This window comes from Novosphingobium marinum, from assembly GCF_013408095.1.
In the GTDB taxonomy this organism is placed as follows: Bacteria; Pseudomonadota; Alphaproteobacteria; order Sphingomonadales; family Sphingomonadaceae; genus Novosphingobium; species Novosphingobium marinum.
The window spans coordinates 439,901-455,905 of the sequence record NZ_JACBZF010000001.1 but is presented as its reverse complement, the minus strand read 5'-3'; the positions used below and the strand labels follow the sequence as shown (position 1 = coordinate 455,905).

The following is a 16,005-nucleotide window of genomic DNA, read 5'->3' as shown; positions in this document are numbered from 1 at the left end:
GTCAGGTAGCGGCGGACAGCGCGGCCGTCGCGCTCTCCGACCCTTGCCAGAGCAATTCGGCCATCGCGTCGAGATCGGAAAAGTCTAGCGGCTGGCCGAAGGGATCTCGCCGATTGAGTGTGATCGGCCGCGCATCCGTATCGAGCAGCCTTCTGCGGAGCGCCTTCTGCAGCAACGCAAACTGCATGAGGGCCTGTTCCAGTGCCGCTTCGGGAGCCCTTCCCCGCCTCCTGGTCCAAAGCTGTTCGATCCTGCCGACGCGGGCGATGACCATTTCGTTGTAGGTGCGATGCGGCCCCCGGTGAAGCGGCAGCCCCATGCGGATCGCAGCAGCGTCGCTGGCGGGCAGGAGCAGCCCGTTGCGCCGGAAATCCTCGAAGCCCACGGGGTTGCGTCCGATCAGGTCGAACATGCGCCCAAAGCATCGTTTCGACAGCAGTTGGCGCGGAAGCAGGTGATGCCTCTGCAATCCGGGATCGTAGTCCGGAGCACCGCGGCGGTTTACCGCGCGGAACGGTATCCGCGTCCTATCGAAGCCCCCGGTCATCGTTCAACTCGCGATACGGACCCAGAGCGTGCCGGGATCTTCCTCGGCGGATGCGATCAGCGTGACGCCGTCGGGCAAGGTCATGCTGCGTTGCCCTCGCAAGGCGCCCTCGGAAACGAGATGGTCGATAAGCCGCATGGCCAGCTTGGCCGCCGTAGCGCCATCGGACCCTTCAGTTTCCAGCACCAGTTCCTGTCCGATGAGGTGGAAAAGCCCCGTCGTGCGCAGGGTCCCATCGGCCTTATGGGTCAGTGAGGTTAGTCCCAGCGCCGGAAACGCGCCTCCGCCGAGCCATGCATTGACGGTCTTTGCGAAAAAGTGCGGTTCGACCCAGGAGCCCGCCGGTTCCCAGCAGACCGCCCGCGCCGAAAGCGAAACGGCAAGACCTGCTCCCAATCCGGCCATGGTGCGTACGACGGGCATCATCGTGGCCCCGCTGGCGATATGCTCGCCGGGCATGAGCGAAACGGCCTCCCATCCGCTGCCGCTTTCCTCGCCCATTCCGATCCGCTGGACCGGACGATCCGGCACCAGAGCGTCGGCAGGCTGAAGCGCGACCAGATCGAATGTCAGACCGCTGGACAGGAGCTCGAGCCATCCTTCGGAGACGTCGGGACGGTACGAGATGCTGCTCTTGACACCATTCGCGGCTGCACTTTCGAGCGCATCTTCGACCGCGGTCGCATCGGGACGCTCGCCCGCGGCGAAGAGCAGCGACATGCCGCGCCCGGCCCGCCCCCTTCCAGCAATCGTACCATTGGCCACTTGCGCCGTCCCTAACCCGTAACCGGTTCGGGCATTGGCACTAATTCCCCGCATGCGTCGAGTCCCGCAAAGACAATATCGCTTCGCATTTGGCGGGATCGGCTTAGAAAATGCCTAATCGCAGGCCTTCGCCCATCGCTTCGCCGAGTTCGCGCGCTTCCTCGATACGGTTTTCGGGAACGGTTTTCTCCGCGAGAATCGCCTCGGGTGTCTGCGCATCCATGTTGACGATCACGGGATCGGCAACGCGCCGCAGGCGCCATCCGGTTGCGATCCGGTCGATCTGCGCCTGCGCCCCCGTTCCGTCCGATCCGGCGGCAATCAGCGTGGCATACGGTCGCCCCTCGATCCGCCCCAGGACGGGGTAGTAGCAGCGGTCGAACATTTCCTTCATCATCCCGCTCATCGTCGCCAGATTCTCCGGGCAGCAGAACAGGTACCCGCCCGCGCCCAGCAGATCGGAGGGCTGCGCCTTCTCGGCAGGCACGAGCCGCGCATCCTCGCCGGCGCCCCGATGCGCCGCCTCTGCAAGTGCCCGTGCCGTTCCTGTGCGCGAATGCCAGACGACAAGGAGATTTTCCGCCATGTCCGCCACATCGGCCTCCACGATGCGAAAGGCAACACCCCGAACGCCCGTCGAAAGCGATGCGCCAACCCTTTGAAGAGACGTTTCGATAAGCTAGTCCGAGGCAATGAGCCTACCTGTTTCCCATGTCTTCGGCATAGAACGATCCCTCTCCGGCAAGGGCTGGCGCTGGCGCGGCGGGAACATGGACCTGGCGGCGAGCGGACCGGCCGGGCTCGATACCGACATCGTCACCCAGCTTCTGCTGTCGCGGGGCGTGGCGGCGGAGGACATCGAGCGCCATCGCAGCCCCTCGCTTCGGGCGTTCCTGCCCGATCCTTCCGAATTCCGGGACATGGACGCAGCCGCCGAGCGGATTGCGCAAGCCGTTCTCGCGCGGGAGACCATCACCGTCTATGGCGATTACGATGTAGACGGAGCCACGAGTTCGGCCCTGATGATCCGGCTGCTGGCCATGCTCGGCCACGATGCCCGCCACTACATTCCCGACCGGCTTCTGGAAGGCTACGGCCCCTCGGGCGAGGCGCTGGTACGCATAGCCGAGGAAGGCAGCAGCCTCATCGTCACGGTCGATTGCGGCGCGATGGCGCACGAGGCGCTGGCGATGGCCGGAGAAGCCGGTGTCGACGTCATCGTGGTCGACCATCACAAGTGCTCGCACGAACTTCCCCGCGCGGCTGCGCTGGTGAACCCCAACCGGCTCGACGAGGGGCCTGTCGCCGCGGGGCACGGCCATCTGGCTGCCGTCGGTGTCGCATTCCTGCTTGCGGTAGCGACGGTCCGCACCTTGCGTAAGCGCGGCTATTTCGCCGAGCGGCCCGAACCCGACCTGCTCGGGCTGCTCGATCTCGTCGCACTGGGCACCGTCGCAGACGTCGCGGCGCTGCATGGCCTCAACCGAGCGCTCGTCGCGCAAGGGCTCAAGGTCATGGCGAGGCGGGAGAACATCGGGCTGGCGGCGTTGATCGATGCAAGCCGGCTCAACCGCGCGCCGACCTGCAGCGATCTTGGCTTCGCGCTCGGCCCCCGGATCAACGCCGGCGGCCGCGTCGGCGAATCGACGCTCGGCGTGCGCTTGCTGTCAACCGCCGATCCGGACGAGGCGCGCGCCATCGCCGAGCAGCTTTCCCGGCTCAACGAGGAACGGCGCGCCATCGAGGCCGCCGTCCAGGAAGCCGCCGAGTTGCAGCTGGAGCGGCAGCACAACCGCGCGGTAATCGTCGTTGCGGGCACGGGATGGCATCCGGGGGTGATCGGGATTGTCGCCGGACGGATCAAGGAAAAGACCGGCAAACCGACCCTCGTGGTTGCGCTGGACGACGACCGGCACGGCAAGGGATCCGGGCGGTCCATCGCGGGAGTGGACCTCGGCGCTGCGATCATTGCCGCGCGCGAGGCCGGACTTCTGGTTGCGGGCGGCGGACATGCGATGGCTGCGGGGCTCAGCGTGGACGCCGACAAGCTCGACGCGCTTGGCGACTGGCTGGACGAGAAACTCGGGAGCGCCGTGCAGTCCGCGATGACATCGCAATCGATGCTCCTCGACCTTGCCCTCGCGCCCGGTGGCCTGACCCCGGATCTCGTGACGACGCTCGAAAGCGCAGGACCGTTCGGCATTGGCTGGCCCGGCCCGCGTGTCGCCATCGGCCCGGTGCGGCTCGTCAAGGCAGACCTCGTCGGCACCGATCACGTGCGCCTGATTGCGGGCGGAGAGGACGGATCGCGGTTCAAGGCCATCGCCTTTCGTGCGGCCGAAAGCGAGATGGGCCAAGCTCTTCTCCATGGATCGGCGGGCCGGCGGTTATGGCTTGCAGGACGCGCGAAGATCGACGACTGGGGTTCGCGTCCAGCGGCCGAGCTCCATCTGGAGGATGCCGCCTGGGCGGACTGACGGATTTGTCGTTGAAGGGCTTGACCCTCCAGCCTCGCTTGCCTAAGTGCGCGGCCTGCCTCGGGTGCAAGCTCGGCACGGCCCCTTCGTCTAGCGGTTAGGACGCGGCCCTTTCACGGCTGAAACACGGGTTCGATTCCCGTAGGGGTCACCATCCTTCGCTCCATCTGCGAAGGTCCGCCGAACAGCCCTCCGTGGCCCCTTCGTCTAGCGGTCAGGACGCGGCCCTCTCACGGCTGAAACACGGGTTCGATTCCCGTAGGGGTCACCAGATTTCCAGGTCAGCCGCCTTCGACGAATGCGTCGGGCACGACGTAACGCTCAGGGCCGTATTCGATCGTTGTTTCGTCGCCCTGTCGGTTCGCGACAAAGTCCCAGCCTGCCGAACCATCGGCCTGCGCACTGTCGGCGCCATAGGCCTCGGTCCCGCGGAAGAAGATCGCTCGCTTCCTGCCGTCGGCCCTGGTGACTTCGACAAGCGTTGTGCCGTCCTCTCCCCACTTGCGCTTCACGCCTGCTGCGCAGCTTAGCGGCGTGCCGGCGCCCTCGAAGCCGCAGCGGATTTGCGCGGTCGCGTTGTACTGCGTTCCGGGAACCAGCGCGTCTGCGTCACCGGCGGACGCCGCTCCACCCGCACCGCCCTCTCCCATACCGGCATTGGCATCGCCCATCGGCACCGAGACGATGGTTATGCCCTCCACCGTGCCGACGATCTCTCCGCCGAGCGCGCGGGCGCCTGCTTCGGTGGGGCAACCTGCGAGGGTGGCGCTGTCGTCGAGCCATTTCGACGTGGCTTCGCTTTCTCCGAGTCTCCGGCACTCGTCCCCGGTCGCCGGATAGCCATCGCCGAAAGCTGCGAGGCTTTCCGGGAAGGCCACGGCAGAGGATTCGGCCGCCGGTTCGTCGGATACGTCGGCCTGCGTCGCCTCATCGGCCGAGCACCCCGCCGCCATGAGGCCCAGCGGAGCGACAATCATCGCAAATGCGTTTCTTCCCCGTGACATACTTGAACCTCCATTCCACCTGCGACCGGCAACATCGCGGCCACCGTATTCGAACATTGGGTCAGTTCGATTGACACACGTCAACCTACCGCCGGCTCGAGCATGCGAATCGAGCCGGCCTCGGCATCGATTTCGGCCTCCATTCCCACCGGGAGGCTGAGATTTCCGGCGATATGGCCGAACAGGTCCGCCTGAAACGCCGGTACGCCGAGCGCCCCCAGGTGATGGTCGAGCACCTCGTAGATCGTGAAGTTGCCATAGGACGGTCCGGGATTGGAACAGTTGGTGCAGGCACCGAAGACGACTCCGGATACTTTCCCAAGGACGCCGGCGAGCGCGAGCTGCGTCAGCATGCGGTCGATCCTGTATTCGGCCTCGTTCACGTCCTCGAGAAACAGGATCGCGCCGGAAAAATCCGGGAGGTAGGGAGTGCCGACCAGCGCCGACAGCACCGAAAGGTTGCCGCCCAGCAAGCGCCCGCGCGCCGTACCGGGTCGGAAAGTCGTCGTCCTGTTGAGGCGCTGGACCAGCCGGTCTTCCCGCGCTTCGGGCAGGCTGTAGGTTGGCGTCGCCGCCTCGAAAGCGATGGTGCGAAACGCCTGCCAGGTCCTGTCGGGCCACGATGCCGAAACCCCGGGTCCGTGGACCGTGGCGAACCCGGCTCGTGCGGCGAAGGCGAGGTGGAGTGCGGTGATGTCGCTAGACCCGACGAGCAGCTTGGGATTGCCGCGGATCGTCTCGTAATCGAGATAGGGGAGTATCCGCGCGCATCCCCACCCGCCCCGGATCGCGAAGACAGCCTTGACCGCATCGTCCGCGTACATGGCGTTGATGTCGGCTGCCCGCTCGGCATCGGTGCCCGCGAGATAGCCGTTGCGCTTCAGAACGTGCGGTGCCGTTTTCGGCGCGAGACCCATTGCCCGCACCGTCTCCTCGACGGTTTCGACGCCGAAGCGATCGGCCACGAAACCAGCGGGTGCGATGAGGCCTACCGTATCGCCGGGCACGAGCCTCGGTGGCTTGCGCTTGGGCTGGCCCGTTGCCTGAAAGGGCAGAGCGGACAGGATTGCGGCGGCGCCGATCCCGCCGATGGCCGAACGTCTGGTCAACATTCCGCTCAGGCTAGCGAGGAACTGCGCCGCGAGCGACAGGAAATCGTCCACGGCGCCTATCGTTCATGGTTGACGCGAATTTAACGCCTCGGCGGGTAGAGCGGTCCGGTTCGAACTGGTCCTTTCCGGAAACCCGATGGCCTCCAAAGCTCTCGCGACAGCGCCCACCGTCCAGGCTCCAGCCGGGGCGACCGCGCCTGCACAGGCCGCCGAGCACGTTGCCGCGATCACGGGCTTGCGCGCCATCGCGGTCCTTGCAGTCTTGCTGTTCCACATCGACGAAAGCTGGATGCCGGGCGGCTTCGTCGGCGTCGACGTCTTCTTTGTCATTTCGGGTTTCGTCGTCGCCCATTCGGTGATGGAACGGCAGGCCGGGAGCTACCGCCAGTTCGTGGCCGACTTCTACCGGCGGCGCATCGCGCGGATTTTCCCGGCAGCCCTAGCCTACATCATCGTCGCGACGACATTCAGCGTGCTGTTGATCCCCTTCGTCGCGCCGACACGCACGTTCGAGGACACGGCGTTATGGGCGGTATTCGGGCTTAGCAACTTCGCGCTGCTGGAAAGTTCCGGCGACTATTTCGGCGTCGCCAACGGGTTCAACCCCTTCACGCATACATGGTCCCTTGCGGTCGAGGAGCAGTATTACCTGCTGTTCTCGGTCTTCGCGTTTCCGCTACTGGTCCATGAGAAAAGCGCGATCCGTCGCTGGACCCTGATCGCGGTCGCCGTCACCGCGACAGCCTCGCTGGCCTACGCCGCCGCCCGGACGCCCGAAGCCCAGGCTTTCGCGTTCTACATGTTGCCCACGCGTTTCTGGGAGCTGGCGCTCGGCCTCCTGCTTCGCGTTGCGCTGGAACAGCGCGGCGCGACGGGAATGCCGGCCAGCGAACCGGTGCGCGAGACGGGAAGCTGGATCGCGCTCCTGCTCGTCCTGTGGGCCTGTTGGGCGACCGCGCAAGGCGGCTTCCCCTACCCCGGGGCGCTGCTTCCCTGCCTTGCTAGCGCCGCCCTGATCGCGTGCGTGTGGCTATGGCGCGATACCCTTGTCTGGCGCCTGCTGGCGAGCCCGGTGCCTCTCTGGATCGGAACGATCAGCTATTCGCTCTACCTCTGGCACTGGGGAGTGACGGTATTCATGCGCTGGACGGTCGGCCTCGACAGTCCGGGCCTGAAGCTGCTGGCAATCGCCCTGACGTTCGCGATGGGCTGGGCCAGCTATCGCTTCGTCGAGATCGCATTCCGGACGCGCGGCTCGCGCAAGGGCGCTTCGCTCGTGCACGTGGCAGGCCTCGCGGCGCTGGCCGTTGCGGTCTGCATTCAGGGCAAGTCGCTAAAGCCGCAACTGAGCCTTGCCGCGGCGAGCGCTCTCGAAACCTGGAACCCCTACAGCGCGCCTGCGGGAGACCGACCGTGCGCGGCGACCATGACGCAGGAAGCGTTCGCGGGCGGCTTGTCCATCGCATTCGACGCGCCCTGCACCGTTGACGATGCTCCAAGGCTGATCGTTATCGGCGATTCGCACGCCGGAGCTTACCAGCGCATGCTTTGGGGAGCCGCCGAGACGGGGCGGTGGGACGTGCGACTTCTCACCCGCAATGGCTGCGGCATCCTCAATTTCCGCTTCGAGCGGTTGCCGAACGGCTGCGAGGACTTCGCACGCGCTGCGCAGGAAGAAGTCGCCCGGACGGCCACCGCCGGCGACGTGGTGTTCCTCTCGGCATTGCACACGCCGCGCATGCGCGACAACTGGACCGGTGAGGCGATTCCCTACCAGTACGCCGATCTCGGCCCCCGCATCGTCTCGGCCAATCGCCGCCGTATCGAAGCCATTGCCACCGGCGGTGCGCGGGTGATCGTGGAGGATGCCAAGCCGCTGATGCCAGTCGCCCAGTACCGCTGCGCAGACTGGTTCAACCGGACGCAGGCCTATTGCGCCCCCGGGTCGTCGGTTTCGCGCGAGAATATGGAGGCGAGGATGGCGCCGGTCTCCATGGCGATCGACGAGGCGACACGCGGGCTCAAGGGCGTCGAAGTCTGGGACCCGACGCCCCTGCTCTGCTCGGACGCGACCTGCGAAGGGTATCGGGACGGCAAGCCGCTTTACATGGATGCCGATCACCTGAGCGGCTTCGGAAACGACCTGCTGCGTCCCGATTTCCTCGGGACCATCGAGCCCTAACGGCAGAACGTCCAGCCACGCCCTCTGCCTGCCTGGTCGAGGTGAAGGTGGTCGGCATGGGCGGCGTTGTATTCGGGCGAAAGCACCGTGCCGAAAATACCGCAGGCATCGTCGCGGACCTGCCTCAGGAACCGGCTCGCCTCGTTGCCCCCGTCCCAGTCCTGCAGCACGGCTATGCGCTGTCCGTCCTCGAGCACGAATGCGGCGATATCGATGGAATTGCCGGTCGCGTGCTCGCTCCAGGTGCCGCTCTCGCCACCCCCGATCCGGCGGCACGAATATGTGCCGAGGTGCCCGATCCGCTCGACGCGCGAACCCAGGTGCCTCTGTGCGGCGGGCTGGACCGACTGCCGCATCCACAGGGCGAGCCCGGCATTGACCGGGCATGTCGCGGCGGCACCCGCAGGTCGCAGGTCGAGTCCGGCCCCGGGATCAGGATCGAGCGCAAGCCGGTCGTCGCGTCGGCACTGTCCTTCACCTATGGGGTCCAGTTCCTCGAACGCGATATCGCTGCGAACGAGGAAGTTTCTGCACTCCTGCGGGTCGTCGCGCAACGCGGCGACCTTGCGGGCCGTTGCCCAGCCGGGTGGATCGTCGATGCTCAGCGGTGCCCAGGGATTGTGCTCGGGATGATCGTGAAGCCATGCCCGTGCGGCAAGGCCGAGGGCCGCGAGGACGAGCAGCGCGACGATCCAGTTGTCGAAGGGAAACCGCATGGACAGGTAACGTCCCGCCCGCAGCCTGGCTCCGGATTTAGGCGATCTGCCCTGAATTCATTCCATCATCGCGAAGATCGCCCAGGAAATCCCGGTGCCGATCAGGAACAGTGGCCACGACCAGTAGAAGTCGTGACCCTGGTAATAGATGTGCTCGATCGAAAGCCAGCCGCCGTTCGACCGGTTCGATCCGATGATGCCCGCCACCACGAAGGTCAGCAGGAAGCCGGGTATGAGTCCCTTGAGAAATGCCATTGCCCGTTCTCTCGAGAATTACCGGCAGGGGGTATAGTGCAAACCGGATAAGGAATGGTTAGCGGCAGCTTACGGTTCAGTGAAAGTCGCGCGACTTCGGGATTATCCGCACGTCGCGCGGGTGGGCCTGGTGAAAGCCGCATTCGCGGTTGCCCGGACCGGGCGGCTGCCACGGTTCGACCGGCCGGTAGGGATCCTCGCTCCCCTCGCGCAGGTTGTCGCGCGGATTGAGCTTTGATGGCAAGGGACTGTTGACGTGATCGGCGCGCGCGATCGGCGTGTTGATGAGGTCTTCCGAAAGCTTGTGCAGGTCATGGGTCGCGTCGGTCATGTGCCGGGCGATGACGTGGATCACCTCGTCGTCGTACTCGACGCGCCCGCGCACTTCCATGAGGCGCGCCCCCATCACCACCCGGCGCTGCTTCTCCTTGAGGTCCGGCCATACGACGAGGTTCACCACACCCGTCTCGTCCTCCAGCGTGATGAAGCACACGCCCTTCGCGCTTCCGGGGCGCTGGCGGATGAGGACGACGCCCGCGACCTTGACCATCGAACGGTACTTGCGCGCCCGCAGGTCGCAGGCGCGCACGAAGCCGCGTTCGGCAAGGCCGGCCCGCAGGAACGACATGGGATGTGCCTTCAGCGAGAGGCGCTGGGTCTGGTAGTCGGCGACGACTTCCTCGCTGAGCGGCATCGCCGGAAGCTGCGTTGCCCGGATCTCGGCACCCTCGTCGCGCGCCTCGGCCGCAGCGAAGAGCGGCAGGTCGCTGCCCGCGATCAGGCTGCGCGCATCCCACAGCGCCTGCCGCCGCGGCAAGCGAAGCGAGGAGAACGCATCGGCGGAGGCCAGCTTCTCGATAAGCGCCGGGGACAGCCCCGCCTGCTCCTTCAGCGAGGCGACATCGGGATAGTCGCCCGCGTCCTCCCGCGCCGCGACCAGCCTTGCCGCAGCCGCTTCCGGAAACCCGTCGATCTGTCGAAGGCCGAGGCGAAGGGCGATTCGCGACGTGCTCTCCAGTGTGCAGTCCCACTCCGACCGGTTCACGTCGGCGGGCAGGACCTGAACGCCGTGCTCGACGGCATCGCGGACGATCTGGGCAGGCGCGTAGAAGCCCATGGGCTGCGAATTGAGCAACGCACAGGCGAACGCTGCCGGAAAGTGACACTTGAGCCAGCTCGACACGTAGACGAGATGGGCGAAACTGGCCGCGTGGCTTTCGGGAAAACCGTATTCGCCGAAACCGCGAATCTGGTTGAAGCAACGCTCGGCGAAGTCGCGGTCGTACCCGCGCCCCACCATCCGCTCGACCATCATGTCCTGCAACTCGTCCACCATCCCGCGCGAGCGGAACGTCGCCATCGCCTTGCGTAGCCGGTTCGCTTCCTTCGACGAGAACTTCGCTGCGTCGAGCGCGATCTTCATCGCCTGTTCCTGGAAGATCGGGACGCCGAGCGTCCGTTCGAGGATGGAGGAAAGCTCGTCTGGCGGCCCGTGCTCCGCCCCCGGTGCGGGAATGACCACCTGCTCCTCTCCCCGCCGTCGCTTGAGATAGGGATGAACCATGTCGCCCTGGATCGGGCCGGGCCGAACGATGGCGACCTGGATGACGAGATCGTAGAACTCGCGCGGGCGCAGGCGCGGCAACATGTTCATCTGCGCGCGGCTTTCGACTTGGAAGACGCCGAGCGAATCGCCCTTGCGGAGCATCGCGTAAGTCTCCGGGTCCTCGCGCGGGACGGTAGCGAGCGTCAGGCGGTGATCGTGGTGGGCTTCGAGGAGGTCGAGGCACTTGCGGATGCAGGTCAGCATGCCCAGCGCCAGCACGTCGACCTTGAGGATGCCGAGCTCGTCGATGTCGTCCTTGTCCCACTCGATGAAGCTGCGCTCGGGCATGGCGCCGTTGCCGATCGGCACGGTTTCGACGAGCGGCCCCTGCGTGAGGATGAAACCGCCGACATGCTGGCCAAGATGTCTTGGCATTCCAATCATCTGCTCGGTGAGTTTAAGGACGCGACGCAAGTGCGGATCGGTCACGTCCATGCCGGTTTCGGCAACGTGCTTCTCACCGATCTCCCTGCCCCAGCCACCCCATACCGTGCGGGCGAGCGCGCCGGTCACGTCCTCGGAGAGGCCCATCGCCTTGCCCACCTCGCGGATCGCCATGCGCGGGCGATAGTGAATGACCGTGGCGCAGAGCCCCGCCCGCTGGCGACCGTACTTGCCGTAGATGTACTGGATGACCTCCTCGCGCCGCTCGTGCTCGAAATCGACGTCGATGTCGGGCGGCTCCTTGCGTTCCTCGGATATGAAGCGGTCGAACAGCAGGGCGTGGCGCGCCGGGTCGACCGAGGTGATCTCGAGGCAGTAGCAGACCGCCGAATTGGCCGCCGATCCCCTCCCCTGGCACAAGATTGGCGGATCGCACCCGCGCGCAAAATCGACGATGTCCTTGATAGTGAGGAAATAGCGCGCAAGGCCCAGCTTGCCGATCAGCGCCAGCTCTCGCTCCAGGGTATCGCGCACGGTTTCGGGCAGACCCTCCGGATAGCGGCGGAGAGCGCCTTCCCATGTCAGCTTGTCGAGATAGCCTTGCGGGTCGAGGCCGCCGGGGCAGATTTCCTCCGGATATTCGTACTGCAGTTCCTCGAGGCCGAAGGTGCAGGCATCGGCAAGGTCGCGCGCGGCCTCGATCGCATGCGGCCAGCGCTCGAACAGGCGGACCATCTCGGCAGGCGATTTCAGGTGCCGCTCGGCATTGGCCTCGAGCGCCAGTCCGGCGCGCGCCACCGTGGTCTTGTGCCGGATCGCGGTCATCACGTCCTGCAGGGGACGGCGTTCGGGTTCGTGGTAGAGCACGTCGTTGGTGGCGAGGATCGAAAGCCCGTGCGCCTTCGCCAATGCATCCAGCGCCTCGATCCGCGCGATGTCGTCGCCGGTGTAGAGGTACGACGCAGCGATATGGCGCAAGCCGGGCAGCCGCCGCGCCAGGTGCGGCACGACCCCGGCAAACGGGACGGTCCGCTTTCCTGCGCCTTCCGATGAAGCCGCTTCGGCCCCTATAGGCACGACGTTGCTTTGCGTCGCGATCGTGAACGGCTCGGCCAGGTCGCGCGGCGGCAGCAGGACGAGCCGAACGCCCTCGCCATGACCGGCCAGCATCTCCAGCGAGATGTCGCAGGCGCCCTTTTCCTGCCACTCTCCGTCCAGCGTCTGCATCCGTCCGTCCGAGATCAGCCGGCACAACCGCCCATAAGCGGCGCGATCCAGCGGATAGGCAAGGAATGCCAGCCCCTCGACCGTCTCGACCCGGCAGCCGATCACCGGCCTGAGCTTGAGCGCCCTCGCCTCGGTATGGACGCGCACCACGCCCGCCATCGAATTCGCATCGGCGATGCCGATCGCGTCGTATCCCAGATCGCGGGCGCGCATCGCCAGGTCCACCGCATCCGACGCGCCGCGCAGGAACGAGAAGTTGCTGACGAGGCCAAGCTCCACGAACGGCGCGCGGGGCGGCGGCTCGATGCTGTCCGGATCGACTTCGATCCGGCGGCGGTCAGGGGTCAGCGATCCGTCTGGCATGGTTCAGGTCGCGAATCGGGCGCGAGTGTTCTTTATATGTTCTCGCGCATCGGGATGCGAGTCTCGTCTTGTCCCGAGCGACCACCGGAGCGGCGAGAGGTGTGCAACGGAGACGTCGCCATGTGCGTTGGGCATGCAAACGCAACGCAGGAGAACTACCCCATGCCGATGATCCAGACCCGCGACGGAACCAGCCTCTACGTCAAGACGCTGGGCCAGGGACGGCCCGTGGTGCTGATCCACGGCTGGCCGCTTTCGGCCGATAGCTGGGACCCGCAGATGATGGCGCTGGCCGACGCCGGATTTCGCGCCATCGCCTACGACAGGCGCGGGTTCGGACGCTCCGACCAGCCGCCGGGTGGATACGACTACAAGACGTTCTCGGACGATCTCGCCGACGTGATGGAAGCATGCGAGGCCATGGAAAACGCAGCGCTTGTCGGCTTTTCCATGGGTGGCGGCGAAATTGCCCGGTACATGTCGCGCCATGGCGGCAAGGGCGTTACGCAAGCCGTACTCGTCAGTTCCATCGTGCCTTACATGCTGCAGACCGACGACAATCCCGACGGAGTGCCGGACGACGTCTTCCAGCAGATGACACAGGGCATGAAAAAGGACTTCCGCCACTTCTTCAAGAAGTTCTTCCAGGATTTCTACGGTGTCGGCTGGGTCAGCCAGTCGGTGAGCGACGAGGAACTGCACTGGGCATGGATGACCACGATGCGCGCGGGCCAGTACGCCACGCTGCAATCGGCGGCCGCATTCGCCTACACCGATTTCCGGCCCGACCTTCCGAATTTCAGGGTGCCGACGCTGATAATCCACGGCACCGGCGACAAGACCGTGCCGATCGATGCGACCGCGCGCGAAGTCGTGAAGAAGGTGCCGCAGGCCGAACTGGTCGAGTACCATGGCGAGCCGCACGCCGTCTTCGCCACGCAACGCGACCGGCTCTCGCAGGACCTCGTCAACTTCCTCGGCAGGCCGGGGGCGCAAAAGACCGTGCGCACGCAGCCGCAGGCGGTGACGGATGCGGTGACCGCAGACGCGATTTCGGCCGATCCCGTCTGATCCCGGCCCGTGACGAAGGAGAGGCCCCGCCCTGCCGGCGGGGCCTTTTTCCTGGGCTGCACTCAGGCGCAAAGCCCGTGCAGGAACCACAGCGGTGCTCCGCCCCGTCCGTCTCCCGCGATGCCGTCGCGGTAGATCCAGTAGCGCCGCCCTTCCCCGTCCTCGATCCGGTAGTAGTCGCGCAGCCGCACGCATGACCGCTCGCGCCACCATTCGGGGGCGATCCGTTCCGGCCCCTCGGCCCGCGCGATCTCGTGCACGGAACCGCGCCAGCGAAAGCGGCGCGGCAGGCCGTCGGGCGTGGCATAGAGCACCGCGATCGGCTCGGCACGGTCGAACAGCTTGAGCGGGCGGGCATGGAATTCGAACTCGCCCTGCGACGACTTTTCGGTTTCGAGCGGCCCCTGCCAGCGCTGCGCCCGCTCGGGCAGGTGGCTGGCATGCGGGACCGGGCGGCGCACCGCTTCGGCCCCCAGTCGCACGCTCAGCCGGTCGATGCAGGCGGCAAGGCTGGTACCGTGCGTCTCGGCGGCTTCCTCGAAATCCCCCTGCCCGAGAGCCAGCGGCTCGGTCCACGCGCTGCGCAGCCGGACGAGTTCGATTCCGAATCCCGCATCGACATCGTCGAGCTTGCGGCCGAACAGGCCGGCGATATGCGCAGGCTCGCGGCTGGCGGCAGCCAGTTCGAGCCTCCTCGTCACGACTTCGCCGTCGACCCGCCACATTCCGAGTTCGAGCCGCCGGGCGCCTTCCCCCCGCCCTTCGAGCTGGCGCGCCAGGTCCTCTGCAAGGTCGGCCACCACGCGATCCAGCAGGTCGCGATGGCGGATCGGTTCCATCAGCCGCCGCTGGACGAGGGGCACCTCCACGCTCACCACAGGCAGCAGCGGTTCGGGCACCCGCCCCAGCAACTGGTCCATGCGGACAAGCGGGCTGGCGGCGGGCGCGCGGCGATTGCGAAAGCGGCGGACCAGCGCCTCCCGCGCAACGCCGTGGAGATCGCACAGCCGCTTCAGCCCCAGCCGCTTGAGGACGGTCAGTGTATCGTCGTCGAGGCGGAGCGCCGCCACCGGCAGGTCGGCCAGCCGCGCCGCTGCATCGTCCCGCGGTTTCAGGATCGCACCGTCCGGGCCGTGATGCGAAAGCGCCCAAGCCGCGCCCGCAGTCGGCGCGATGGCGAGCCTCACCGCAATCCCGCGCTTCTCGAAGGCCGCCTTCGTATCGGCGACGAGCGACCGTTCGCCCCCGAACAGGTGCGAAACGCCGGTCACGTCGACCACGATGCCGTCGGGCGGATCGAGCGCCGACCACGGCCCCCAGCGCTGCGCCCACAGGGCCAGCCGCTCGAGGAATGCCAGGTCCGATGCCGGATCGGCTGGCGCAACCGCCAGTTCGGGACACAGCGTACGCGCATCGGCGAGCATCATTCCTTGGCGCGCCCCCCCCGCCGCGCCCATGCCGTTGGCAGCGGTGATGCGGGGTCCGTGCGCGGTTTCGGCGATCAGCGCGAGCGGTGCGGCATCCGCTCCCTCGCCCTCCCCGATGCCTTCAGCCAGCCGCCAGCGATCGATCGCCAGCCGCCGACACCAGATCGCGAGAATCCGGCGAGCGGGGGCGCTCGGCAACGAGCTTTCCGTCATCGCGCAAGGTCCATTGTCCGGGCGGGTGGTTGCGGGAGCGGAACAGCTCCGCGCGCCACGACGGCGTGCCGGGCGCCTGCGGGTTCCAGCGCGGCGCAGGCGATGGCGCGGCCCGTACATCCCAGCGCATCCGCGCCGAGGAAAGATCGCGCTCGGCATCGAGCCGGACGAGCCACAGCGGCACTCCGTGCCGTTCCGCTGCAAGGCTGAGGCGACGCGAGGCCGTGAAGTCGAGCGCACGGGGATTGCCCGCGATCTCCCCGACCACGAAGGCAAGGTCCCGGCAGCGCAGCCCCTCTTCGAGAGCGAACAGCGCATCCTCCGCGTTTTTCGCCGCGACATGGACGAGCCGGTGCCGCAGCGGACGCGGCAGGCCGGGGCGGTAGGGCCGTCCACCGCGCCGCAGCGCTTCCCTGTCCTGCACCCACAGCCATGCCCGCTCGTCCGGGACGTCCGCCACCGGATCGGGCGTAGCGGCATCCAGCGCATCGAGTGCGAAGGCGATCGCCGCCGCAGCGCCGGTCGCTTCCCCCGCGCAGGCGAACACTTCGGCATGGCGGACGCGCCCGGCAGTAAAGCCGGGGCGCCACTCGGCGGCGCGCGCACGCGCAAAGGCAGCGGCTGAACAAGGTTCGGCACTCATCGAATCGTCTCCG

At 66.7% G+C, this 16,005-nt stretch carries 13 protein-coding genes and 2 tRNA genes; 5 read left to right on the top strand and 10 right to left on the bottom strand.

Features of this window, described 5'->3' with window-relative positions; translation table 11 throughout:
- Window position 1: 1 nt before the first annotated feature.
- The 3 genes from FHS75_RS02145 to FHS75_RS02135 form a co-directional block, all read right to left on the bottom strand.
- Window positions 2-547: an AHH domain-containing protein gene (locus FHS75_RS02145; RefSeq protein ID WP_179406071.1), complete on the bottom strand. Its 546-nt coding sequence runs from the start codon at window positions 545-547 to the stop codon at window positions 2-4.
- A gap of 3 nt (window positions 548-550) precedes the next feature.
- Window positions 551-1,312: a hypothetical protein gene (locus FHS75_RS02140; RefSeq protein WP_179406070.1), complete on the bottom strand. Its 762-nt coding sequence runs from the start codon at window positions 1,310-1,312 to the stop codon at window positions 551-553.
- Window positions 1,313-1,415: 103 nt separating this feature from the next.
- Window positions 1,416-1,898, bottom strand: a complete 483-nt coding sequence (locus tag FHS75_RS02135) for a flavodoxin family protein (RefSeq protein WP_179406069.1) — start codon at window positions 1,896-1,898, stop codon at window positions 1,416-1,418.
- Window positions 1,899-2,004: 106 nt separating this feature from the next.
- Here FHS75_RS02135 and recJ point away from each other — a divergent pair, with 106 nt between their 5' ends.
- The 3 genes from recJ (at window position 2,005) to FHS75_RS02120 (ending at window position 4,060) form a co-directional block, all read left to right on the top strand.
- Window positions 2,005-3,789 (top strand): single-stranded-DNA-specific exonuclease RecJ, encoded by a 1,785-nt coding sequence (gene recJ / locus FHS75_RS02130; protein WP_179406068.1) that lies wholly within the window; start codon window positions 2,005-2,007, stop codon window positions 3,787-3,789.
- A gap of 79 nt (window positions 3,790-3,868) precedes the next feature.
- A tRNA-Glu gene (locus FHS75_RS02125) sits at window positions 3,869-3,943 on the top strand.
- Window positions 3,944-3,985: 42 nt separating this feature from the next.
- Window positions 3,986-4,060: transfer RNA gene (locus FHS75_RS02120), tRNA-Glu, on the top strand.
- Between the two features lie 10 nt (window positions 4,061-4,070).
- Here the strand turns inward: FHS75_RS02120 and FHS75_RS02115 are convergent.
- Both FHS75_RS02115 and FHS75_RS02110 read right to left on the bottom strand, forming a co-directional pair.
- On the bottom strand, window positions 4,071-4,793 hold the full coding sequence (locus tag FHS75_RS02115) for a hypothetical protein (RefSeq protein WP_218845088.1): 723 nt from the start codon (window positions 4,791-4,793) through the stop codon (window positions 4,071-4,073).
- An 80-nt stretch (window positions 4,794-4,873) separates the two neighbouring features.
- On the bottom strand, window positions 4,874-5,905 hold the full coding sequence (locus tag FHS75_RS02110) for a S66 peptidase family protein (protein WP_179406533.1): 1,032 nt from the start codon (window positions 5,903-5,905) through the stop codon (window positions 4,874-4,876).
- A gap of 136 nt (window positions 5,906-6,041) precedes the next feature.
- Here FHS75_RS02110 and FHS75_RS02105 point away from each other — a divergent pair, with 136 nt between their 5' ends.
- Window positions 6,042-8,087: an acyltransferase family protein gene (locus FHS75_RS02105; protein ID WP_179406067.1), complete on the top strand. Its 2,046-nt coding sequence runs from the start codon at window positions 6,042-6,044 to the stop codon at window positions 8,085-8,087.
- Here the strand turns inward: FHS75_RS02105 and FHS75_RS02100 are convergent.
- The 3 genes from FHS75_RS02100 to FHS75_RS02090 all read right to left on the bottom strand — a co-directional run bounded on the left by FHS75_RS02100 (window position 8,084) and on the right by FHS75_RS02090 (window position 12,638).
- Window positions 8,084-8,803, bottom strand: coding sequence for an extensin-like domain-containing protein (locus FHS75_RS02100; RefSeq protein ID WP_179406066.1), 720 nt, complete (start codon window positions 8,801-8,803; stop codon window positions 8,084-8,086). The genes FHS75_RS02105 and FHS75_RS02100 overlap by 4 nt on opposite strands.
- A gap of 57 nt (window positions 8,804-8,860) precedes the next feature.
- Window positions 8,861-9,058, bottom strand: coding sequence for a hypothetical protein (locus FHS75_RS02095; RefSeq protein WP_179406065.1), 198 nt, complete (start codon window positions 9,056-9,058; stop codon window positions 8,861-8,863).
- A gap of 76 nt (window positions 9,059-9,134) precedes the next feature.
- A complete protein-coding gene (locus FHS75_RS02090) occupies window positions 9,135-12,638 on the bottom strand; it encodes an error-prone DNA polymerase (protein WP_179406064.1) in 3,504 nt (1,167 codons plus the stop codon).
- A gap of 162 nt (window positions 12,639-12,800) precedes the next feature.
- Here FHS75_RS02090 and FHS75_RS02085 point away from each other — a divergent pair, with 162 nt between their 5' ends.
- Window positions 12,801-13,709, top strand: a complete 909-nt coding sequence (locus tag FHS75_RS02085) for an alpha/beta fold hydrolase (protein ID WP_179406063.1) — start codon at window positions 12,801-12,803, stop codon at window positions 13,707-13,709.
- Between the two features lie 62 nt (window positions 13,710-13,771).
- Here FHS75_RS02085 and FHS75_RS02080 read toward each other — a convergent pair whose 3' ends face one another.
- Both FHS75_RS02080 and FHS75_RS02075 read right to left on the bottom strand, forming a co-directional pair.
- The gene (locus tag FHS75_RS02080; RefSeq protein ID WP_425325953.1) at window positions 13,772-15,334 is read right to left on the bottom strand and encodes a DUF6504 family protein; all 1,563 of its coding nucleotides are present in this window, start codon (window positions 15,332-15,334) and stop codon (window positions 13,772-13,774) included.
- The gene (locus FHS75_RS02075; RefSeq protein ID WP_179406061.1) at window positions 15,258-15,992 is read right to left on the bottom strand and encodes a hypothetical protein; all 735 of its coding nucleotides are present in this window, start codon (window positions 15,990-15,992) and stop codon (window positions 15,258-15,260) included. Before FHS75_RS02075 ends, FHS75_RS02080 begins: the two co-directional genes overlap by 77 nt.
- Between the last annotated feature and the right edge of the window lie 13 nt (window positions 15,993-16,005).

Coding starts and splice junctions, on each gene's coding strand:
- FHS75_RS02145 (WP_179406071.1), bottom strand. CDS start 547: ATGACCGGGGGCTTCGATAGGACGCGGATACCGTTCCGCGCGGTAAAC.
- FHS75_RS02135 (WP_179406069.1), bottom strand. CDS start 1,898: ATGGCGGAAAATCTCCTTGTCGTCTGGCATTCGCGCACAGGAACGGCA.
- recJ (WP_179406068.1), top strand. CDS start 2,005: ATGAGCCTACCTGTTTCCCATGTCTTCGGCATAGAACGATCCCTCTCC.
- FHS75_RS02115 (WP_218845088.1), bottom strand. CDS start 4,793: ATGTCACGGGGAAGAAACGCATTTGCGATGATTGTCGCTCCGCTGGGC.
- FHS75_RS02110 (WP_179406533.1), bottom strand. CDS start 5,905: ATGTTGACCAGACGTTCGGCCATCGGCGGGATCGGCGCCGCCGCAATC.
- FHS75_RS02105 (WP_179406067.1), top strand. CDS start 6,042: ATGGCCTCCAAAGCTCTCGCGACAGCGCCCACCGTCCAGGCTCCAGCC.
- FHS75_RS02100 (WP_179406066.1), bottom strand. CDS start 8,803: ATGCGGTTTCCCTTCGACAACTGGATCGTCGCGCTGCTCGTCCTCGCG.
- FHS75_RS02095 (WP_179406065.1), bottom strand. CDS start 9,058: ATGGCATTTCTCAAGGGACTCATACCCGGCTTCCTGCTGACCTTCGTG.
- FHS75_RS02090 (WP_179406064.1), bottom strand. CDS start 12,638: ATGCCAGACGGATCGCTGACCCCTGACCGCCGCCGGATCGAAGTCGAT.
- FHS75_RS02085 (WP_179406063.1), top strand. CDS start 12,801: ATGCCGATGATCCAGACCCGCGACGGAACCAGCCTCTACGTCAAGACG.
- FHS75_RS02075 (WP_179406061.1), bottom strand. CDS start 15,992: ATGAGTGCCGAACCTTGTTCAGCCGCTGCCTTTGCGCGTGCGCGCGCC.